Genomic DNA, 21,333 nt, shown 5'->3' on the forward strand with positions numbered 1-21,333 from the left:
GAGACAATCGTCGGCAGCGTCAGATGGGGAGAAGAGACAGCTCTGGAGTCTGGAACGCGCCACTGGAGTGGCGCGCCCCCAGCAAAGAATCAGGCTGTGGTGAGTCTTGCGATATAAAACCCGTCGAGGCCGCCGCGGTCGGCCCACATGAAAGGGTACGTGCGGACGTCGCCCCGCGGGGTGATGGCGTCTTCGAGGCCGGGCAGTTCCTCGGGCGTCACGCGCATGCGTTTTACCTGAGGGTTGCGGACCAGCAGGCCGTTGATCCGCTCGACGCCTTCGTCCTCCTGCAGCGAGCAGACCGCATAGACGAGGGTGCCGCCAGGCTTCAGCATATCGAGGGCGCGCACCAGCAGGCGGTCCTGCGTCACGGTCAGTCGCGCGACATCTTCCTCGTCCTTCAGCCAGGCGATGTCGGGATGGCGGCGCAGGGTGCCGGTGCCGGAGCAGGGTGCGTCGAGCAGGATGGCGTCGAACTTCTCCTCGGGCGTCCACTTGCTCGCATCGGCTGTCACGAGATTGGCTGACAGGCCGGCGCGCGCGAGATTTTCACCGAGGCGGGTCATGCGGCGGGCCGAAATGTCGACGGCCGTCACCTGGGCACCGGCGGCGCAGAGCTGCATCGTCTTGCCGCCCGGGGCGGCGCAGAGATCGGCGACGCGCTTGTCGGTGATGTCGCCCAAGAGCCGCGCCGGCAGGGCGGCTGCGGCGTCCTGCACCCACCATGTCCCCTCGGCGAAGCCCGGCAGCTCGGCGATGTGGCCACCGCCCGTCCGCCGCAAGGTGCCGGTCGGCAGCTTCTCGGCCTCGAGCTGGCCCGCCCAGAAATCGGCATCCCGACGGACGGTGAGGTCGAGCGGCGCCTCGCTGAGGTGCGCGGACGCAATGGCGCGCGTCGCATCCTCGCCATAGGCGTGGATCCAGCTCTCCCACAGCCAGCGCGGCGTGTTGAGGCGGGCCGGGTCGCGATCGACCAGCAGGGCGTCGCCGTCGCGCGAGATCCGGCGCAGCACGGCGTTCACCAGGCCCTTCAGGTGATGCAGGCCGGCCTCCTCGACCAGGCGCACCGACGTATCGACGGCGGCGTGCGGCGGCGTCCCGAGGAACATCAGCTGGGCGGCGCCCAGGCGCAGGACCTGGCGGCCGACCGCGTTGGCGCCCTCCAGCGGCTTCTCGATAAGGCCGGACAGCACGCCCTCGATTTCGCCCAGGTGGCGCAGGGTGGTGGCCAGCAGCAGGCGCACGAAGGCGCGATCGCGCGGGTCGAGGGCGGCAAAGCCGCGATGCTGGGTCAGTGCATCATCGAGCGGCTGGCCCTTGTCGAGGCAGGCCATCATCACATCGACTGCGGCGCGGCGGGAAGCGAGTGTGGTCGTATCCATTGTGCCGCGCTATAGCCGCCGCGCGCGCCGTTGTCATCGTCGCCCTGTCTCGGCAGTGTGCCGCCCGAAAGGATTTCCTGCATGAAGAGCGTGAGTTCCTACTTCGTCGACTGGTGGCGGCTGGTGATCCCATACTTCCGGTCGGAGGAGCGCTGGATCGCCATCGCCCTGCTCGTGGGCGCGATCGGGCTCACGCTGGCGAGTGTGGAGGTCAATGTCGCCTTCAGCGAATGGAACCGGCGCTTCTACGACAGTCTGGAGAACAAGAACGAAGCGGCGTTCTGGACCGAGATGATTAATTTCGGCTGGATCGCCGCACTGTTTATCGCCTTCGGGGTCGCACGGGGGCTGGTCAGCCCCTATCTGCGCCTGCGGTGGCGGCGATGGCTGACGGGTCACTATCTCGACCACTGGTTGGATGGGCGTGGCTATTACCGCATCGAGCTCGAACGCAAGGTCGACAATGCTGACCAGCGCATCGCCGAGGATCTGCGGCTACTTGGTCTCTACACCATGACCCTGCTGCTGGGCTTGATCAGCGCCGTGGCGACGCTGGTAGCATTCCTGGTCATCCTGTGGCGGCTGTCTGGGCCAGTGTCGCTTTCGTCTATCGGGCTGGATGTGGTGGTCCCAGGCTACATGGTCTGGGCGGCATTGATCTACGCTTTCCTCGGTACGTGGCTGGCCAACCTGGTCGGCCGCCGATTGATCCCACTCAACTTCCTGCAGCAGCGCTATGAGGCGAACTTCCGCTTCGGCATGATGCGGGTGCGCGAGAATGCCGAGGGCATTGCGCTCTATCGTGGCGAGCCGCGCGAGAATGCGGTGCTGGAAGAGAAATTCACCGACGTCTTCAACAATGCCTGGCGCGTGCTGGTCACCGAGACGCAGCTGATCTTCTACCAGATCGGCTACGGGCAGCTGGCGATCATCTTCCCCTACATCGTGACGGCGCCGCGCTTCTTCGCGGGCGCCATCACGCTGGGCGTGGTCATGCAGACGGCGCAGGCGTTCGGGCAGGTCCAGACGGCGCTGTCCTTCTTCGTCGACAACTACACCAACGTGGCCGAGCTGCGGGCGGTGATGGACCGGTTGAAGGGCCTGCAGACCGCGATCGACGAGAAGCCGGCGGAGCAGATCACGGTTTTGGCCGAGACCGGTCGCGCCGATGTTGGCACCAGCGGCATCGATCTCGAATTGCCCAATGGGCAGACCTTGCTCAAGGACCTGAACCTCACCCTGCCCAAGGGCGCGTGGACGCTGATCTCCGGCACCAGCGGCTCGGGCAAGAGCACGCTGTTCCGGGCACTGGCCGGCATCTGGCCGTTCGGGCACGGGCGGGTGCTGATCCCGGCCGGCGCGCGCGTGCTGTTCCTGCCGCAGAAGCCCTACATCCCGATCGCGACCCTGCGTGACGCGGTGAAGTATCCCGACGAGAACTCGACGGCGAGCGATGCCGAGATCGTGCAGGCGCTGGAAGCGGCGCGGCTCGGCCACCTCGCGAGCCGCCTCGACGAGGAGGCGCATTGGAGCAACATCCTGTCGGGCGGCGAGCAGCAGCGGCTGGCCATCGCGCGGGCCCTGGTCTTCAAGCCCGACTGGTTGTTCCTCGACGAGGCGACGGCCTCGCTCGACGAGGCCAACGAGGCGGCGGTCTACGGCGTGCTGAAGGAGCGGCTGCCGCAGGCCACGGTCGTCTCGATCGGCCATCGGCCGTCGCTGCGCCAGTGGCACGCGACCCATCTTTCGCTGAAGCGCGCGCCGGGCGAGACGGGCGTTCTAGGCGTCGTGCCCTGAGTAGCGCTCGATGGTGAGGCCGGGCACGCGCTTCAGGGCGCGGACGGCCTCTTCGATCGAGCGCGACTTCCACGCGTCGCGCACCCACCAGGAGCCGATGTCGATGGAGGCGTAGCCGCCGCCACGCGCTGGTTCGATGCTGGCGACCTTCACCACCGAAGTGTCGGGCTGGCCCAGCACGACGGTGCAGGCCGCGGTCGAGAGATGCCAGCGCTGGCCCGCCGCGTCGCTCCATAGCGCGAAGCCCTTGTCGCCGAGCGGATCCGCGATCGACTTTGGCGTGTCGAGCAATTCGGGCGAGTTCAGGCATCGGTTGGCGATTCGGCGCGGATCGTCGGCGTCGCTCGCTTTCACGTCGTAGCCGACGAAGAAGGCTTCGATCTTGCCAATCGATTGCGCCGCGCGCGCGACCTCGCCGTTGTTGGCATGCCACTCCTTGATCCAGGGCTCGGCGGCTGCCTCGAGATTGCCCCAGCTCAGATAGAGCGAGCCGGCGCTGTCGCCGAACTCCGTGGCGCGCGGCGCGCCGGAGAGGGAGAGGGCGATGGGGATGCCATCGGCCGTTTTCCAGTTGGCGTACAGCACGACATGATCGGGCGAGCTTGCATAGGGGGAAAGCTCGTCGCGCTTGATCTTGTGAGGGGCGCCGAGGCGGATGACGAGCTGGGCGAACAGGTCCCTGGAGGGTTTGGCGGTGGTGGCCAACTCGTAGGTGACGGTCAGGACCGGCCGGTCGGGCCGCGGCGATGACGGTTCGGCCGAGCATGTGACGAAGCCGTAGGCTTCGGCGCAGGGCAGGGTGCGGCGGGCATAGCCCGTCCCCTCGAAGTCCGGGATCACGGCATCGAAACGCGTACCCCAGGGAAAGAAGCCGGCCTCGCCGAGGTGGAAGCCTGTCGCGGTGTCGTCCATGGGCAGAGCCTACGCGATTCCAGGGCGTGCCAGTGGAGAAAGAGAACTTGCCTTACAGGAAAGTCCGGCCTATGCGGAAAGGATGAGCAAATCAGCCGACCGCATCGCCGAGACGACACGCGACATCGGCCGCCGCCTGCGCGCCGCGCGGACGGGCGCCCGCCTCACTCTGGCGCATGTGGCGGGCCGCGCCGGGGTTTCGGAAGGGTTTCTGTCGAAGCTCGAGCGTGGCCAGGCGGCGGCCTCGATCGCCAACCTGATCCAGCTCGCCGACGTGCTGGGACTGGGGCTGCACGAGTTGTTCCCCAACGACGGCGCGCCGGCCAAGACCAAGGTCGCCGTGCATCGCGCCGGCGAGGGCGGGCTGCAGGAGGCGGCGGCGACAGGCTATCGCTGGCGCCATCTTGGCGGCGGCGCACCGCTCGACCGGATGGAGGTCTTTCATCTCGTCTTCCCGCGCGCCAAGGGCATGGAGGGGACCGTGTCCCATCCCGGGCAGGAGCACTGCTACGTGCTGTCGGGCGAGGTGCTGTTCCATGTCGGCGACGCGACGTACCGGCTGAAGGCAGGCGACGGCATCCTGATCGATTCGCAGCAGCCGCATCGCGCCGAGAATGCCGGGCGCGGGCAGGCGCAGGTGCTGATGTCGGTGGCGAAGCCCGCCGATGCGGCCGACGTGCCGGATTGGTGGCATCTCTCGTCAATGAAGAAGGAGGAAAGCAAGCCATGAGCAAGCATGTTCCCGACACGGCGGCGGCCAACGCGGCGCTGGATACGACGCGCGAAGCCTCGCGACGCGATCACAAGCCCTACCAGGTGCGCCATCTCGACGAGATCGAATGGGAGACGATTCGCTGGCCGGGCGAGACCGGCAAGATGCTGTTCCATCCCCGGCCCGAGGACCCGACCCAGCCCAATGCCGGCATCCTGCGGCTGGAGCCGGGCGCCTATCATCCCGAGCACTATCACGGCTTCGCGCAGGTCTGGCTGGTGCTGAAGGGCGACTTCACGATCGACGGACGCACCTGCACGCCGGGCACGATGCTCTATCACCCCGATCCGCATTTCGAGGGCGAATTCAGGACCGAGACCGGCGGCGAGATCCTGATCGTGCAGTATCCCGGCCCGACGACCGGCGAAAGGCCGATCTATGCCGGGCGCTTCAACATGGAAAAGCGCAAGTCGGTCGCCGAGGAGAGGGTCGACCTCTAGAATCAAAAGAGCGCGCCCTGCAGGGCGCGCTCGCTTTACTCTCGGCGTATGGGTTAACGCAGGCTGGCGTTGATCTTGTCGAGCGCCGAGGTGCCGGGGCAGAGTTCCGGGGCGTTCAGCGAGTTCAACGGCACGTCGACCGTGTTCAGGTTGGCGTGCAGGTCGCTCGGCGTCGGATCGACGTAGAGGAGGCCGGTCACGACCTCGCCGGCGTGCATGCCTTCCTGGATGCGCTTCATCGCCGAGACCTTGTCGGACGGATCATACTCCTCGCCGAGCTTGCGCAGGCGCAGCAGTGAGCCGTCATGCTGCTGCACGATCTTCATGGAGCCCGGCTCGTAGTCTGTGGTGATCTCCTCGCGGGTCTCGATGAAGTCGATGCGGTTCAGCGCCTCGTTGTGCTCACGCACATAGTCGTAGCTCTTGGTCGAGCCCGGATGGTTGTTGAAGGCCACGCAGGGGCTGATGACGTCGAGGAAGGCGGCGCCCTTGTGGTCCATCGCCGCCTTGATCAGCGGTACGAGCTGATGCTTGTCGCCCGAGAAGGAGCGGCCGACGAAGGTGGCGCCCATCAGGATGGCCAGCGACACCATGTCGATCGAGGAGTCGGAGTTGGCGACTCCCTTCTTGCTGATCGAGCCCTTGTCGGCGGTGGCGGAGAACTGGCCCTTGGTCAGGCCGTACACGCCGTTGTTCATGACGATGTAGGTCATGTTCACACCGCGCCGCATGACGTGGGCGAACTGGCCGAGGCCGATCGAGGCGGAGTCGCCGTCGCCCGACACGCCCATGTAGATCAGGTCACGGTTGGCGAGGTTGGCGCCGGTCATCACCGACGGCATGCGGCCGTGTACGGTGTTGAAGCCGTGGCTGGCGCCCACGAAATAGGTCGGCGCCTTCGACGAGCAGCCGATGCCCGAGAGCTTGGCGACCTGATGGGGCAGGATGTCGAGCTCGTAACAGGCCTGGATGATGGCGGCGCTGATCGAATCGTGGCCGCAGCCGGCGCAGAGCGTCGAGACGGCGCCCTCGTAGTCGCGGCGGGTGTAGCCCGCCTTGTTCTTGACCAGCGAGGGGTGATGGAGACGGGGCTTGGCGATGTAGGTCATGACGCGGCCTTGTCGAACGAGACAACCTTGAACTGACCGAGCTTCTTGGCGATGTCGGTCGCGATGAAGCGCGCCGTGATCGGCGTGCCGTCATAGTGCAGGACGGGCACGATCTTGCGCGCGTCGAGCGTGTATTCGCTGAGCAGCATGGTGCGGAGCTGCGCGTCGCGGTTCTGCTCGACGACGAAAACGCGGTCGTGCTCGTGGATGAAATCCTCGACGCTTTGCGCAAAGGGGAAGGAGCGCACGCGCAGCGCGTTGACGTGATGGCCGTCGGCCTCGAGATGGTCGAGCGCCTCGTCCATCGCCGGGCTCGTCGAGCCGAAATAGATCACGCCGAAGCGGGTCGGCTTGGGCGAGGAATAGCGCAGCGGCTGCGGCGCGATCTTCTTCGCGGTCTCCCACTTCTTCTGCAGGCGCTCCATGTTGCGCACATAGACCGGGCCTTCCTCTGAGTAGCGCGCGAACTCGTCCTTGGTCGTACCGCGCGTGAAGTAGGAGCCCTTGGTCGGGTGCGTGCCCGGATAGGTGCGGAACGGGATGCCGTCGCCGTCGACGTCGAGGTAGCGGCCAAAGGTCTTGCCCGCGTCGAGATCCTCGGCCGTCATCACCTTGCCGCGGTCGAGGACGCGGTTCTCGTCCCAGGCGAACGGCTTGCACAGGCGATGGTTCATGCCGATGTCGAGGTCGGTCATGACGAAGATCGGCGTCTGTAGCCGGTCGGCGAGGTCGAGCGCGTCGGCGGTGAACTCGAAGCACTCGCGCGGATCCTCGGGGAACAGCAGCACGTGCTTGGTGTCGCCGTTGGAGGCGTAGGCGCAGCCCAGAAGGTCCGACTGCTGCGTGCGCGTCGGCATGCCGGTCGAGGGACCGCCACGCTGCACGTTCACCAGCACCGCCGGGACCTCGGCGAAGTAGGCGAGGCCGATGAACTCGGTCATCAGCGAGATGCCGGGGCCGGAGGTCGCGGTGAAGGAGCGGGCACCATTCCAGGCCGCGCCGATCACCATGCCGATCGAGGCCAGCTCGTCCTCGGCCTGCACGATCGCGTACTTGGCCTTGCCGGTCTCCTTGTCGTGCCGGAACTTCTTGCAATGGGCCTGGAAGGCCTCGGCCAGTGAGGAAGACGGCGTGATCGGATACCAGGCGCAGACCGTGGCGCCGCCATAGACGGCGCCGAGCGCGGCCGCGCTGTTGCCCTCGACGAAGATGCGGTCGCCGACATTGTCGGCGTGGCGGACCTTGATCTTCACCAGCTCCGGATCGACATGCTGCTTCACCCAGTCACGGCCAAGGTTCATCGCCTTGACGTTGGAGTCGATCAGCTTTTCCTTGCCCTTGAACTGTTCGCCGAACAGCCGCTGGATTTCCTTCTCGTCGATGTCGAGCAGCACCGAGAGCGCGCCGACATAGATGATGTTCTTGAAGAGCTGGCGCTGGCGCGGGTCGGAGTAGGTGGCGTTGGTGATCGCCGTCAGCGGCACGCCGATCACGTTGATGTCCTCGCGGAACATCGACGCCGGCATGGGCTTGGTCGAGTCGTAGAAGAGATAGCCGCCCGGCTCGATCTCCTTCACGTCCTCCGCCCAGGTCTGCGGGTTCATCGCCACCATCATGTCGACGCCGCCGCCGCGACGGCCGAGATAGCCCTTCTCGGTGACGCGCACCTCGTACCAGGTCGGCAGTCCCTGGATGTTCGACGGGAAGATGTTGCGCGGGCTGACGGGCACGCCCATGCGCAGGATCGAGCGGGCGAACAGCTCGTTCGCCGAGGCCGATCCGGATCCGTTGACGTTCGCGAACTTGACGACGAAGTCGTTAACGGCGGCTATTGCTTGCGGCATGCGTGCTCCGCTTGTGTCATTTCCATGTAGTACTTGCGCATGTCCCATGCGCCGGTCGGGCAACGCTCGGCGCACAGCCCGCAATGCAGGCAGACATCTTCGTCCTTGACCATGACCCTCTGGGTCTTGAGGCCGTCACCGATATAGAGATCCTGCGTCGGATTCATCGCCGGCGCCGTCAGATGCAGGCGCAGCTCCTTCTCCTCACCGTTTTCGGTGAAGGTGATGCAGTCCATCGGGCAGATGTCGACACAGGCGTCGCATTCGATGCAGAGCTGGCCGCTGAACACCGTCTGGACGTCGCAGTTCAGGCAGCGCTGCGCTTCCTTGAAGGCAAGCTGCGGATCGAAGCCCAGCTCGACCTCGGCCATGATGTCCTTCAGCGCTTCCTTCTTGGGGCGATGCGGAACCTTCAGGCGATGGTCGATGGTGGGGGCGTTATCGTAGCTCCACTCGTGGATGCCCATCTTCTGGCTGGCGACGTTGACGCCGGGGGCAGGACGCTCCTCGGGGTTCTCGCCGATCAGCACCTTGTGGATGGAGATCGCGGCGTCATGGCCGTGCGCGGCCGCCCAGATGATGTTCTTCGGGCCGAAGGCCGCGTCGCCGCCGAAGAACACCTTCGGATGCGTGCTGCCGAAAGTCTTCTCGTTGAGCTGGGGCAGGCCCCACTTGTCGAACTCGATGCCTGCGTCCTTCTCGATCCACGGGAAGGCGTTCTCCTGGCCGATCGCCACCAGGACGTCGTCGCACTCGTGGAACTCGTCGGGCTCGCCCGACGGCACGAGACTGCGGCGGCCCTTGTCGTCGTACTTGGCGACCACCTTCTCGAACAGCACGCCCTTGATCTTGCCGCCCTCGTGGCGGACTTCCTTCGGAACGAGCATGTTGAGGATGGGAATATCCTCGCCGATCGCGTCTTCCTTTTCCCAGGGCGAGGCCTTCATCTCGTCGAAGCCGGACCGGACGATCACCTTCACGTCCTCGCCGCCCAGGCGGCGGGCGGTGCGGCAGCAGTCCATCGCGGTGTTGCCGCCGCCCAGCACGATCACGCGCTTGCCGACCTTGGTGATGTGGCCGAACGAGACGGACGACAGCCAGTCGAGGCCGATATGGATGTTGGCGGCGGCTTCCTTGCGGCCCGGCACGTCGAGGTCGCGGCCGCGCGGTGCGCCGGAGCCGACGAACACCGAGTCATAGCCTTCGGCCAGCACGGCCTTCAGCGAGTCGACCCTCTGGTGGCGGAACTCGACGTTGCCGATGCCGGTGATGTAGCCGACTTCCTCGTCGATCACCGATTCGGGCAGGCGGAAGTGCGGGATCTGCGTGCGGATGAAGCCGCCGAGCTTGGGATCCTGGTCGTAGATGACGATCTCGTAGCCCAGCACGGCAAGGTCGCGCGCGACCGTGAGCGACGAGGGGCCACCGCCGATGCAGGCGATCCGCCGGCCGTTCTTCTCCGGCGCCTTGGGCATCTTGGCGTTGATGTCGTCGTCGTCCTTGTAGTCGGCGGCGACGCGCTTCAGCCGGCAGATCGCGACCGGCTCCTTCTTTCCCTTCACGAGGTTCTCGTCTTCGACGCGGCTGCGCCGGCACGCCGGCTCGCAGGGGCGGTCGCAGGTGCGGCCGAGGATTCCCGGGAAGACGTTGGACTTCCAGTTGATCATGTACGCGTCGGAATAGCGTCCGTGCGCGATCAACCGGATGTACTCGGGGACTGGCGTGTGGGCAGGACATGCCCACTGGCAATCGACGACCTTATGGAAGTAGTCGGGATTGGCGATATCGGTCGGCTTCAACATAAACTCCAAGCGGCGGCGGGGAGTAGCGACACACTCCGGTAAACGACGATTTAGATTACCCTAAACAGGGGGCGCATTGGGGGATTATTACCCTTCAGCGTCAAGCAATCTTCTTTGCTAACCATTTGCAATGGCATGCAAAATCCCCTCACAACACACAGGGCTTTTAGCGTGAAGGGCGATAGGCGCTGGGCGACACGCCTGCCGCCCGGCGGAACATCGCACTGAAGGCGCTGACGCTGTCATAGCCAAGGTCGAGGGCGATATCGGTCACGGCCTGGCCGCCGCTTAGCCGGCCCATCGCCTCGAGGACGCGCGCCTGCTGGCGCCAGGCCCCGAAGGTCAGGCCGGTCTCCGTCACGAACAGGCGGGCGAGGGTGCGGGGGCTGGCATTCGCCCAACCCGCCCATTCCTCGAGGGTCCTTTGATCGCCGGGAGCCGCCAGCAGGGCGGAGCAGAGACGCTGGAGCCGCTTGTCGCGCGGCATGGGCAATTGCAGCGGTAGCGACGGTTCGTGGTGCAGCTCGTCGAGGATCAGCGCCTCGACATGGCCGGCGGCGCCGCGCTCGTCGTAATGCACCGGCATTTCGGTCGCCCGCACGATCAGCTCGCGCAGCAGGGGAGAGATGTGCAGCACCCGGCAGACCTCGGGCATGCCTTCGGCCGCGTCCTGGCGCAGATAGAGTGTGCGCATGGTCACGTCGCCCGACATCACGATGGAATGACGCACGCCGGGCGGCATCCACAGTGCGCGCTGCGGCGGCACCACCCAGACGGCCTCTTCCGTCGAAATGCGCATGGTGCCCGCCGTCGCATAGATGAGCTGGGCGCGGCGATGGCGGTGCGGCGCGATCTCGAAGCCGTCGGCGAAATCCTTGGGCATGGCCGCGACCGCCCGCGGCACCCGCTGGTAGTCCTCCGGGTTCGTCGAGCGCGGATCGGCTTGGGTGTTTTGCGACATTGGTTGGCATTATAGCGCGAGACAGACAGGCGAGCCACGCCTACCCTGCCAGGTCTGGAGGAACCAACAAGATGAGCCACGGCAGTCCCACCTCGATCCTGCTCAATATCGGCCACGCCATGGATCACTGGATCCTGGTGGTCTTCGCCTATTCCTGGGGCGTCATCGCCGGCGTCTGGGGCGTCGAGTGGACCGAGCTCACTCCCTTCAATTATGGCGCACTCTTCATGTTTGGCGCCGGCTCGATCGTGAGCGGCCGCCTCGGCGACCATTGGGGCCGCTGGATCATGATGGTGATCTTCTTCGTCGGCATGGGGGTCTCGGCGCTGATCATCGCGCTCTGCAGCAACAAGTGGCAGATCGGCGCGGCGCTGACCCTGATGGGCGCCTTCGCCTCGATCTATCACCCAGTCGGCATTCCGATGCTGGTCCAGAAGGCCAAGAACCCCGGCTTCACGATCGGCGTGAACGGCCTGGCCGGCAACATGGGCATCGCCATCGCCGCTGGCCTCTCGGTCTACATCGCCCAGCGCTTCGGCTGGCAGGCGGCGTTCATCATCCCGGGCGTCATCTGCCTGATCTGCGCCGTCGCCTTCGTGGCACTGGTGCCGCGCGAGGAAGAGGCGCCAGCCAAGCGCAAGGCCAAGATGCTCGACCTGCCGCCGTCGGTGATGGCGCGCGTGTTCGGGATCATGACCTTCACCGCGGTGACCGGCAGCATCATCTTCAACTTCACGACCAACGGAAACGGCGAGCTGCTCAGCATCCGCGCCAGGGAACTTGCGCAGGATCCGACGGTGCTGGCGACGATGCTGTTCGTCATCTTCTCGCTGGCCTCGCTGGCGCAGCTTGTGGTCGGCAAGTTGATCGACCGCTATCCGCTGAAGAACATCTACCTGCCGATCGTGCTGCTGCAGGTGCCGCTGTTCCTGATCGCCTCGCAGGTCCAGGGCTGGGCGCTGTTCCTCACGGCCATCGCCTTCATGTTGCTGGTGTTCGGCGCCATTCCGTTCACCGACGCCATGATCGTGCGCTACATCGACGACCGCATGCGCAGCCGCGTCACCGGCGTGCGCCTGGCGATCGGCTTCGGCGTCAGCTCCTTCGTCGTGGCGCTGATCGGCCCGGCGGTGAAGGATGCGGGCTTCCCCGTGCTGCTCTCGGTGCTGGCGGGCGTCGCCTTCTGCTCCTTCCTGGCCCTGTCGATGCTGCCCAGCGAGAAGGACGTGCACGCCATCGCGGCGGCGCCCAAGCCCGCCGAGTAGCCGGTTCGACTGCAATAATCGACGGCCGCGCCTGATTGCGCGGCCGTCGCGCGTTTGCGATCCTGCCTCCCAAGAAAACAAAGCGAGGGTGGGATCATGCTCAAGAGGCGTACCGTGCTGGCGGGAACCGCCGGCTGGACGATCGTCGGGGCTTCGGCCGTGCGGGCGCAGGCCTGGCCCAGCCAACCGATCAAGATCGTCGTTCCCTACATTCCTGGCGGCGCCACCGACACGGCCGGCCGCATCGTCGCCGAAAAGATGGGCGCGCTGCTCGGGCAGCAGGTGATCGTCGAGAACAGGGGCGGCGGCAACACCATCATCGGCATGGAACTGGTGGCCAAGTCCAAGCCCGACGGCCATACGCTGCTGCTCGGCACGACGACGCTGGCGACCAACGCAGCGCTCGGCCTGAAGCAGCCCTACGATCCGCTCAAGGACTTCCAGCCGATCTCCACGGTGGCGGACATTCCCGACATGATCGCCGTCAACAAGAACGTGCCGGTGCGCAATTTCGCTGAGTTCGTCGAATGGGTGAACAAGCAGCCCGAGAAGGTGCGCTACGGGACGTCGGGCGTCGGCAACCAGCCGCATCTGTGGGGTGAGCTGTTCCGCGCCCGCACCGGGCTCAAGATGGAGAATGTCGCCTACAAGGGCGTGGCCGACACGCTGCGCGACGTGATGGGCGGCCATGTGCCGGTGATCATCGACGTCGTGCTGCCGACCGGTAACCACGTCGCGGCGGGCCGCATGACCGGCATCGTCGTGGCCTCGGCAGAGCGCTCGACGATCTGTCCCGACGTTCCAACGGTCGCCGAGATCGGCATGAAGGATATGGAGAGCGCGGTGTTCTATGGCGTCGTAGCGCCGGCCGGCGTGCCGCGGCCGATCGTCGACCGCCTGAACGGGCTGGTGCAGCAAATCATCAAGGATCCCGAAGTCATCAAGAAGTACAGCGAACTGGGCTTCTTCATGACCGGCAGCACCCCGGAGGCCTATCTCGAAAAGCTGAAGTTCGAGACCGAGCGGTGGACCAAGGTGGTGAAGGACAACAATATCAAGGTCGAAGGTTAGCGTTCGTTCGAGGGTGTGATCATGATCAAGAGAAGGAATGTGCTGGCGGGCGCCGCCGGCTGGACGATTGTCGGCGCCTCCGCGGTGCGGGCGCAGGCCTGGCCCAGCCAGCCGATAAGGCTGGTGGTGCCTTACGTGGCCGGCGGCTCGACCGATACGGCCGGCCGCATCGTCGCCGAGAAGCTGTCGGGGATGCTCGGCCAGCAGGTGATCGTCGAGAACAAGGGCGGCGGCAACACCATCATCGGCATGGACGCGGTGGCCAAGGCCAAGCCGGACGGCAATACGTTGCTGTTGGGCGCCGCGACGATGGCGACCAATGTCGCGCTCGGCCTCAAGCAGCCGTTCGATCCGCTCAAGGATTTCCAGATGATCTCGACCCTGGTCGACATCCCCGATCTCCTGGCGATCGACGGCAAGGCGTTGCCGGCCAAGAACTATGCCGAGTTCGCCGAGTGGGTGAACAAGCAGCCGCAGCGCGTGCGCTACGCGACGTCGGGCATGGGCAACCAGCCGCATCTGTGGGGCGAACTGTTCCGCACCCGCAACAAACTCAACCTGGAGAGCGTCTCCTACAAGGGCGCGGCCGATGCGTTGCGCGATGTCATGGGCGGCCATCTGCCGATCATGATCGACGTCGTGCTGCCGACCGGCACGCATGTCGCGGCGGGTCGTCTCACCGGCATCGCCGTTGCGTCGCCCGAACGCTCGACCGTCTGCCCCGACGTTCCGACCGTGGCCGAGCTCGGCATGAAGGACCTGGAGAGCGCGGCCTTCTTCGGGCTCGTGGGACCGGCGGGTCTTCCGGCGCCCATCGTCGAGAAGCTGAATGCGCTCTGTCTTGAGACGCTCAAGGATCCCGCCGTGAAGAAGAGGTTCGCCGAGCTGGGCTTCTTCACGACCGGCAGCACGCCGCAGGCCTATCTCGATCGAGTGAAGTTCGAGACCGAGCGATGGATCAAGGTGGTCAAGGAAAACAACATCAAGGTCGAGGGCTAGGGTTCATGGCGTCCGCGTCGGCCGTTCCGGTTCCATCCTCCCACCTCGACGCCGCACGCGACGCCGAACCCGCAACCAAGGCCGCCAATGCCGCGATGGCGGCGCACCTGCCGTTCTCGAACACCGCCGACTTCGAGGCGGTGAAGCGCGGGCTGATTGCCACGGTGCCGGAGGGCATCGTCCGCACCGGCGGCGGCACGGTCCTGTGGAACCTGGGCGAATACGCCTTCATCGACGGCGAGCTGGCGCCCAACACGGTCAATCCCAGCCTGTGGCGCATGGCGCGGCTCAACCTCGCCAATGGTCTCTTCAGGGTCACTGACAGGCTGTACCAGCTGCGCGGCTTCGACATCGCCAACATGACGGTGATCGAGGGCGACAGCGGCCTGATCCTGATCGACCCGCTGACGACCGCCGAGGTCTCGCGCGCCGCGCTCGACCTTTACTACGCGCACCGGCCGCACAAGCCGGTCCTCGCCGTGATCTATACCCACAGCCATATCGACCATTACGGCGGCGTGCGCGGCGTGGTCGACGAGGCTGATGTGAAGGCCGGTAAAGTGCGGGTGATCGCGCCGGCCGGATTCATGGAAGCCATCTCGGGCGAGAACGTGCTGGCGGGACCGCCAATGTCGCGTCGCGCGCAATTCCAGTTCGGCACGATGCTGCCGCGCGGCGCCCGTGGCCAGGTCGATGCCGGCCTCGGCAAGAGCGTGGCGCGCGGCACGCCGGGCCTGATCGCGCCGACGCAGTCGATTTCCAAGGCGGTCGAGACGCACACGATCGACGGTATCGAGATCGTCTTCCAGCTCGCGCCCGAGACCGAGGCGCCGGCCGAGATGCACATGTTCTATCCGCAGCTCGGCGTGCTCAACATGGCGGAGAATGCCTGCCCGCTGCTGCACAACTTCATCCCGCTGCGGGGCGCCGTAGCGCGCGATCCGCGCATCTGGGCCAAGTATATCGGCGACGCCATCGCCATGTACGGGCCGAAGACCATGATCCTGATCGGCCAGCATCACTGGCCGACTTGGGGCAATTCGAAGATCATCGACTACCTCGAGGCCCAGCGCGACCTCTACAAGCACATCCACGACCAGACGCTGCGCTACATGAATCGCGGCTGGCGTCCGGCCGAGATCGCCGAGGTGATCGACCTGCCGCCCGGTCTTGCCGAGCGCTGGTCGGCGCGCGGCTATTACGGATCGGTCAGCCACAATGTGAAGGCGGTCTACCAGCGCTATCTCTCCTGGTACGACGGCAACCCGTGCAACCTCCATCCTCTGCCGCCGGCGCCGGCCGCGAAGAAGTTCGTCGAATACATGGGCGGCGCGGCCGCGGTGATCGAGAAGGCGCGGTTGGACTTCGCCAGGGGCGAGTTCCGCTGGGTCGCCCAGGTCATGAAGGAAATCGTCTACGCCGAGCCGAACAACAAGGAGGCTCGCGGGCTCTGCGCCGATGCGCTGGAGCAGATGGGCTACCAGGCGGAGTCCGCTACGTGGCGCAACGCCTTCCTCTACGGCGCGCAGGAGCTGCGCCATGGCGTCTTCCAGATACCGGTGCGTCCCGGCATGAGCGCCGACACGCTGGCGGGCCTCACCAGCGACGTCTTCTTCGACATGCTGTCGATCCGTCTCGACGCGGCGAAGGCGGCGGGACAGTCGCTGGTCGTCAACTGGCGTTTCACCGATCGCAACGAGACGCTGGCGCTCACCCTGAAGCACAGCACGCTCACGCATCGCATGGGCGAGACGGCGGCGAACGCCGATGTGTCCGTCACGACGACGCGCGCCACGATGGACCAGATCGTGATGCGCAAGCTCACCATTCCCGACGCGCTGGCGAACGGTGCGTTGAAACTAGAAGGAGAGATCCCGAAGCTCGGCGCGCTGTTTTCGATGATGGATCCGCCGGCGGGAATGATGTTCGAGATTCTAACGCCGGGAGAAGGTCGCTGACGCGAAACGCTTGACAGAACCTCCCGCGTTCCCTGTGATGGGGACAACGAATATTAGAAGTCTATGGGAGGAGTTTATGCTCATGCGTAGGGCTGTCCGCATTTTAGGTGGGGCGGTTGCCGCCGTCGCGGCATTGGGCATGGCGGTTTCCGCCCAGGCCCAGGAGAAGAAGATCAAGATCGGCGTCATCTACGACCTGACCGGCCCGCTGGCCGGCGGCGGCTCGGAGCTGAACTACACCGGCGCCAAGATCATGATCGACAATTTCATCAAGCAGGGTGGAGTCGAGGGCTACAAGATCGAGGCCGTCTACGCCGACGCGCAGAGCAAGCCCGACGTCGCCATCAACGAGGCGGTGCGCCTGATCGAGCAGGAGAAGGTCAACCTCGTGATGGGGTTCTTCTCCTCGGCGCAATGCGTGCCCGTCGCGGCGCGCGTCGAGCAGCTCAAGAACTTCATGTGGATCACCACCTGTATTTCCACGGGCGTGGTCGAGAACAAGAACCTGAAATACACGTTTCGCCCGCAGGCTTCGGGCCAGCAGTTCGGCCTGATGGCCGCCGACATGATCGAGAAGAACGCCAAGGCGAAATTCGGCAAGGAGCCGAAGGACATGCGCGTGGCGATCATCCATGAGGATGGCTCGTACGGCGTCGACGTCTCCAAGGGCAACGAGGCGGGCTCCAAGAAGGCCGGCTTCCAGATCGTCATGAAGGAAGGCTATTCGGCGACGGCGCCCGACCTGTCGGCGCTGGTGACCAAGCTGAAGCGCGCCCGTCCGGACGTGATCTTCCATACCGGCTACAATCCCGACATCACGCTGTTCGCCCGCCAGGCGCGCGAGCAGGGGCTGAAGTTCGGCGCGCTGGTCGGCCACGGCGCGGGCTACGGCGTCTACGAGAAGCTCAAGGACGGCATGGGCGGCGATGTGAACTACGTGTTCAACATCGACCCGATCTCGATCTGGCTCGCCAACCAGGCGACGCTCGACCCGAAGCTGCCGCCGGTGATCAAGATGGTCGGCGAGGAGTTCGACAAGCTGAAGCCGGGCGTCGCGATCCGCTCGGCGCATGTCGGCATCGCCGCCTCCAACGCCTATGTGTTCTTCACCGAGGTACTGCCGCGCGCCATCAAGAAGCATGGCGGCGTCGATCCCGATGCGCTGCGCAAGGCGGCTCTCGAGGTCGATCTGCCGGAAGGCGGCACCATGCTGGGCTTCGGCGTGAAGTTCGCGGGCGAGGGTTCGCCGATCGCCGGCCAGAACGAGCGCTCCTTCCCGGTCATCATCCAGTATGTCGACGACAAGTCGTACGTGGTGTGGCCGAAGAGCCAGCAGCAGCGCGAGCCGGTGCTGCCGCTGCCCAAGACCTCGGGCTTCAGCAACCAGTAGGCCACGGCCGCAACGAACAAGGGGCGGGCCGTGCTGGTTGTAGAGGGCTTGGTAAAGCGTTTCGGCGGGTTCACGGCCGTGAACAACGTGTCGTTCAAGGTCGATCAGGGCGAGATTCTCGGCCTGATCGGTCCCAACGGCTCGGGCAAGAGCACGATCTTCAACATGCTGTCGGGAACGTTCCCGCCGACATCGGGATCGATCCGTTTCGACGGCAAGGAGATTTCTGGGCTACCGTCGCACCGCATCATCAACAGTGGTGTCGGACGGACCTTCCAGATCCCGCGGCCGTTCCGCCGGCTCACCATCTTCGAGAATGTGGCGCTGGCCGGCTATTACGGCCAGGGCAGCCACAGCCTGGCCAAGGCCGAGGAAGCCGCCGAGAAGGCGCTCGACATGGTCGGCCTGCCGACGGACCGCGCCGCCAGCGTCGACGGGCTGGGCGCAGCGGGCCTCAAGAAGCTCGAACTCGCCAAGGCGATCGCCACCGGGCCGAAGCTGCTGCTGGCCGATGAGAGCCTGGGCGGTCTCGACGAGACCGAGATGGACCAGGCCGCCGAGATGCTGCGCAAGATCCGCACCGAGCTCGGCATCACCATCATCTGGGTCGAGCACATCATGGGCGTGCTGATGAAGGTCGTGGACCGCGTCATGGTGCTGGACCATGGGGAGAAGATCTCCGAGGGCCTGCCGAGTGCGGTGTCGCACGATCCCCGCGTGATCGAGGTCTATCTCGGCACCGATGCCCACGCCACGCAGGCCACGGCCGCGGCGGCTGCTGCCGGCGGCGGCAGCGGCGCGACCAAGCGCTGACGGGGCCGCATCATGCTTGAACTCAGATCGATCGACGCCGGTTACGGCCGGTTCCAGGCGCTATTCGGTATCGACCTCGACGTCAAGGCGGGCGAGGCGGTGGGCGTCATCGGCCCCAACGGCGCCGGCAAGACGACCTTGATGCGCGTGATCTCCGGCCTGATCCGCCCGACCAAGGGCTCGATCGCGATGCAGGGCACCGACGTGCTGGCGACCGCGGCGCACCTCATCGTGAGCCTCGGTGTCGCGCACGTGCCGGAGAATCGGCGCCTGTTCCCGCGGCTCAGCGTCGAGGACAATCTGCGCATGGGCGCCTACATGCCCGAGGCGCGCGCCCGCTATCGCGAGCGCATGGACTTCGTGTTCGACCTGTTCCCGCGGATGAAGGAACGGCGCAACCAGCTGGCCGGCACCATGTCGGGCGGCGAGCAGCAGATGTGCGCCATCGGGCGCGCGCTGATGAGCGATCCCAAGCTGCTGCTGCTCGACGAGCCGTCGGCCGGACTCGCGCCCGTCGTGGTGCAGCAGGTGTTCGAGCTGGTGAAGCGCATCCGAGCGGGCGGCCTCACGGTGCTGATTGTCGAGCAGAACGTGCAGCAGGTGCTGAAGGTCGTGGACCGCGCCTACCTGCTGGAGGCCGGTTCGATCCGTGCCTCCGGCGCCTCGGCCGACCTGCTGGCCGACGATTCCATCCGTCAGGCGTATCTCGGTGTTTAGAGTCCTTCCGTTCGAAGTAGAATCACCTTCCTCCCCATTCAAATGGGGAGGTGTCGGCGTTTTACGCCGACGGAGGGGTCATGAATTTTGCAACGCCCATGGCCCCATCGCCCCGTATGACGGGGCACTTCCCCATCTGAATGGGGAAGTAATTGATCCCGATCCCGGACGCTGGGGGCGTGCGACTCCAGTCGCGCGTCATGTTGGGCCGCCAATCAAGATCGCGCCACTGGAGTGGCGCGCCCCCGGCAGGTGAAGCGATGATGGAAATTTTCGACATCTACCTGCTCGAGGCGCTGGTCAACGGCATCCTCTTGGGCGGCGTCCTGGCGCTGCTGGCGCTCGGGCTGAACCTGATCTTCGGCGTCATCGACGTGACGTGGATCTGCTACGCCGAGTTGGTGATGATCGGCATGTACGGCATGTACTACCTGTTCTCGGTCTATCAGATGCCGTACTGGGTCGCCGCACCCCTCTGCATCCTGCTGGTCGCCGCGCTGGGAGCGCTGCTGCACTTCCTGGTGATCGAGCCGCTGCTGGGCGCGCCGCCCATCAACCAGCTCCTCGCTACCGGCGGCGTGCTGTTCGTGCTGCAGAGCTTCGCCACGGTGGCCTTCGGCATCGACTTCCGCAATCTCGGCATCCGTTTGCCGGTGCTGGCGCTGGGCGAGATGCACTTCAGCTATGCTCGCCTGCTGGCCTTCGGCGCGGCCCTGATCGGCATGGTTGCCGTCTATCTCTTCATGACGCGGACCTACACTGGCACGGCCATTCGCGCGATCGCGCAGGATCGCCAGATCATGGCGTTGATGGGCGTCGACACGAAGAAGATCTACCTCGTCACCTCGGCGCTGGGCGGCGGCTTGGCCGGACTCGCGGCCTGCCTGCTGGTGCTGCAGTACGACGTCCATCCCTTCGTCGGCCTGTCGTTCGGCCCGATCACCTTCCTGATCTGCGTGCTGGGCGGATTGGGCAACTTCGTGGGCGGCTTCGTGGCGGCCTTCCTGTTCGCCGAGATCATCTCGCTCGGCGGCCTCTTCTCAGACCTCGAATGGGGCTACGTGCTGGCCTTCGCCTTCTTCATCGTGATGATGTTCATCCGGCCCGCCGGCCTGCTGGCGAAGCGCTCATGAACAAGCAGCTCGCCTGGGGCATCGGCCTGGCCGCGCTGGTCGCGTTGCCCTTCGTCTATCGCGACCCCTACCATCTGCACATCCTGGTGCTGATCCTCATCTGGTCGTTCGCCTACACGTCGTGGTCGATGATGGGGCGCTTCGGGCTGGTGTCGCTGGGCCATGGCGGCTTCATGGGCGTCGGCGCCTATGTGACGGCGCTGCTGTGGAACCACCTTGGCATCTCACCCTGGATCGGCATTCCGGCGGCCATGCTCTGTGCAGGCGCGCTGGCGCTGGTCGTGGCCTATCCCTGCTTCCGCTTCCGCATCACCGGCCACTATTTTGCGCTGGTGACGCTCGCTTTGTCGGGCATCGTGCTGCAGATCATCATCGCCACCCGCGACTATACCGGCGGCTCGCTGGGCTACACGCCGGAGCGCACCAAGGGCAGCCATTTCCTGGCCCTGCAGTTCGACGACAAGGTCGTCTGGTACCTGATCGCGCTCGGGGTCTGGGCCGGCGGCCTGGCGGTCTGGTACTGGATCGACCGCAGCATGAGCCGCTATGCCATGGAGGCGATCTCGGAGGACGAGGACGCGGCGGCGGCGGCGGGCGTCAACGTGACGGCCGAGAAGCTGCGCATCACCGTGATCAGCGCCGTCATGACGGCGATGGCGGGCGCCCTTTACGGCCAGTACCAGATGTTCATCTCGCCCGACACGGTGAGCGGCATCGCGGTCTCGCTGCAGATGGTGTTTGCCGCCGTGGTGGGCGGCATCTACGTGGCCCTGGGGCCGACGATCGGCGCCATCATCACCATCATGCTGGCCGAGGTCCTGCGCATCGGCTTCGGAACCAAGGCCGTCGGCTGGGACAATCTGGTCTACGGCGTTCTGCTGGTCCTGTTCATCATCTTCCTGCCCAAGGGCATCCTGGGCAGCCTGCTCGCGCAGTTGAAGTCGCCGGGCAAGCGCAAAGACGGGTGA

General features: G+C 65.6%; 18 protein-coding genes. 12 read left to right on the forward strand and 6 right to left on the reverse strand.

Going from position 1 to position 21,333, the window contains the following annotated elements:
• Positions 1–89: 89 nt before the first annotated feature.
• Positions 90–1,382, reverse strand: coding sequence for an RsmB/NOP family class I SAM-dependent RNA methyltransferase (locus AC1ROX_RS24465; RefSeq protein ID WP_493130115.1), 1,293 nt, complete (start codon positions 1,380–1,382; stop codon positions 90–92).
• An 81-nt stretch (positions 1,383–1,463) separates the two neighbouring features.
• Between AC1ROX_RS24465 and AC1ROX_RS24470 the strand changes: the two genes are divergently transcribed.
• Positions 1,464–3,179, forward strand: a complete 1,716-nt coding sequence (locus tag AC1ROX_RS24470) for an ABC transporter ATP-binding protein/permease (RefSeq protein WP_493130117.1) — start codon at positions 1,464–1,466, stop codon at positions 3,177–3,179.
• Here the strand turns inward: AC1ROX_RS24470 and AC1ROX_RS24475 are convergent.
• Positions 3,162–4,091: a hypothetical protein gene (locus tag AC1ROX_RS24475; RefSeq protein WP_493130119.1), complete on the reverse strand. Its 930-nt coding sequence runs from the start codon at positions 4,089–4,091 to the stop codon at positions 3,162–3,164. The two genes, AC1ROX_RS24470 and AC1ROX_RS24475, sit on opposite strands and share 18 nt — an antisense overlap.
• A gap of 82 nt (positions 4,092–4,173) precedes the next feature.
• Here AC1ROX_RS24475 and AC1ROX_RS24480 point away from each other — a divergent pair, with 82 nt between their 5' ends.
• Together AC1ROX_RS24480 and AC1ROX_RS24485 are read left to right on the forward strand one after the other, a co-directional pair.
• Positions 4,174–4,821, forward strand: coding sequence for a helix-turn-helix domain-containing protein (locus AC1ROX_RS24480; protein ID WP_493130121.1), 648 nt, complete (start codon positions 4,174–4,176; stop codon positions 4,819–4,821).
• A complete protein-coding gene (locus tag AC1ROX_RS24485; RefSeq protein ID WP_493130123.1) occupies positions 4,818–5,303 on the forward strand; it encodes a cupin domain-containing protein in 486 nt (161 codons plus the stop codon). Before AC1ROX_RS24480 ends, AC1ROX_RS24485 begins: the two co-directional genes overlap by 4 nt.
• A gap of 53 nt (positions 5,304–5,356) precedes the next feature.
• On the opposite strand, the gene AC1ROX_RS24490 is transcribed toward AC1ROX_RS24485, so the two are convergent.
• The 4 genes from AC1ROX_RS24490 to AC1ROX_RS24505 all read right to left on the reverse strand — a co-directional run bounded on the left by AC1ROX_RS24490 (position 5,357) and on the right by AC1ROX_RS24505 (position 11,019).
• The gene (locus tag AC1ROX_RS24490) at positions 5,357–6,412 is read right to left on the reverse strand and encodes a 2-oxoacid:ferredoxin oxidoreductase subunit beta (protein WP_493130125.1); all 1,056 of its coding nucleotides are present in this window, start codon (positions 6,410–6,412) and stop codon (positions 5,357–5,359) included.
• The gene (locus AC1ROX_RS24495; protein ID WP_493130127.1) at positions 6,409–8,256 is read right to left on the reverse strand and encodes a 2-oxoacid:acceptor oxidoreductase subunit alpha; all 1,848 of its coding nucleotides are present in this window, start codon (positions 8,254–8,256) and stop codon (positions 6,409–6,411) included. Before AC1ROX_RS24495 ends, AC1ROX_RS24490 begins: the two co-directional genes overlap by 4 nt.
• Entirely contained in the window at positions 8,241–10,055 is a 1,815-nt protein-coding gene (locus tag AC1ROX_RS24500; RefSeq protein ID WP_493130415.1) for an FAD-dependent oxidoreductase, read from the reverse strand. The genes AC1ROX_RS24495 and AC1ROX_RS24500 overlap by 16 nt, the downstream gene beginning before the upstream one ends.
• Positions 10,056–10,224: 169 nt before the next feature.
• Positions 10,225–11,019, reverse strand: a complete 795-nt coding sequence (locus AC1ROX_RS24505) for an AraC family transcriptional regulator (RefSeq protein ID WP_493130129.1) — start codon at positions 11,017–11,019, stop codon at positions 10,225–10,227.
• Between the two features lie 71 nt (positions 11,020–11,090).
• On the opposite strand from AC1ROX_RS24505, the gene AC1ROX_RS24510 reads away from it, so the two are divergent.
• From AC1ROX_RS24510 to AC1ROX_RS24550, 9 genes are all read left to right on the forward strand, one after another.
• The gene (locus AC1ROX_RS24510) at positions 11,091–12,284 is read left to right on the forward strand and encodes an MFS transporter (protein WP_493130131.1); all 1,194 of its coding nucleotides are present in this window, start codon (positions 11,091–11,093) and stop codon (positions 12,282–12,284) included.
• A 96-nt stretch (positions 12,285–12,380) separates the two neighbouring features.
• Positions 12,381–13,355, forward strand: a complete 975-nt coding sequence (locus AC1ROX_RS24515) for a Bug family tripartite tricarboxylate transporter substrate binding protein (protein ID WP_493130133.1) — start codon at positions 12,381–12,383, stop codon at positions 13,353–13,355.
• A 21-nt stretch (positions 13,356–13,376) separates the two neighbouring features.
• Positions 13,377–14,354 carry a Bug family tripartite tricarboxylate transporter substrate binding protein gene (locus tag AC1ROX_RS24520; protein WP_493130135.1) on the forward strand — a complete coding sequence of 326 codons (978 nt, stop codon included), beginning with the start codon at positions 13,377–13,379 and terminating at the stop codon, positions 14,352–14,354.
• A gap of 5 nt (positions 14,355–14,359) precedes the next feature.
• Positions 14,360–16,312: an alkyl/aryl-sulfatase gene (locus tag AC1ROX_RS24525; RefSeq protein WP_493130137.1), complete on the forward strand. Its 1,953-nt coding sequence runs from the start codon at positions 14,360–14,362 to the stop codon at positions 16,310–16,312.
• Positions 16,313–16,388: 76 nt separating this feature from the next.
• Positions 16,389–17,702 (forward strand): ABC transporter substrate-binding protein, encoded by a 1,314-nt coding sequence (locus tag AC1ROX_RS24530; protein WP_493130139.1) that lies wholly within the window; start codon positions 16,389–16,391, stop codon positions 17,700–17,702.
• 30 nt (positions 17,703–17,732) lie between these two features.
• Positions 17,733–18,515 (forward strand): ABC transporter ATP-binding protein, encoded by a 783-nt coding sequence (locus AC1ROX_RS24535; RefSeq protein ID WP_493130141.1) that lies wholly within the window; start codon positions 17,733–17,735, stop codon positions 18,513–18,515.
• A gap of 12 nt (positions 18,516–18,527) precedes the next feature.
• Positions 18,528–19,232 carry an ABC transporter ATP-binding protein gene (locus tag AC1ROX_RS24540; protein ID WP_493130143.1) on the forward strand — a complete coding sequence of 235 codons (705 nt, stop codon included), beginning with the start codon at positions 18,528–18,530 and terminating at the stop codon, positions 19,230–19,232.
• Between the two features lie 260 nt (positions 19,233–19,492).
• Entirely contained in the window at positions 19,493–20,365 is an 873-nt protein-coding gene (locus tag AC1ROX_RS24545; protein WP_493130146.1) for a branched-chain amino acid ABC transporter permease, read from the forward strand.
• A complete protein-coding gene (locus tag AC1ROX_RS24550) occupies positions 20,362–21,333 on the forward strand; it encodes a branched-chain amino acid ABC transporter permease (protein ID WP_493130148.1) in 972 nt (323 codons plus the stop codon). The genes AC1ROX_RS24545 and AC1ROX_RS24550 overlap by 4 nt, the downstream gene beginning before the upstream one ends.

The organism is Reyranella sp. GW821-FHT14A01, from assembly GCF_058803965.1.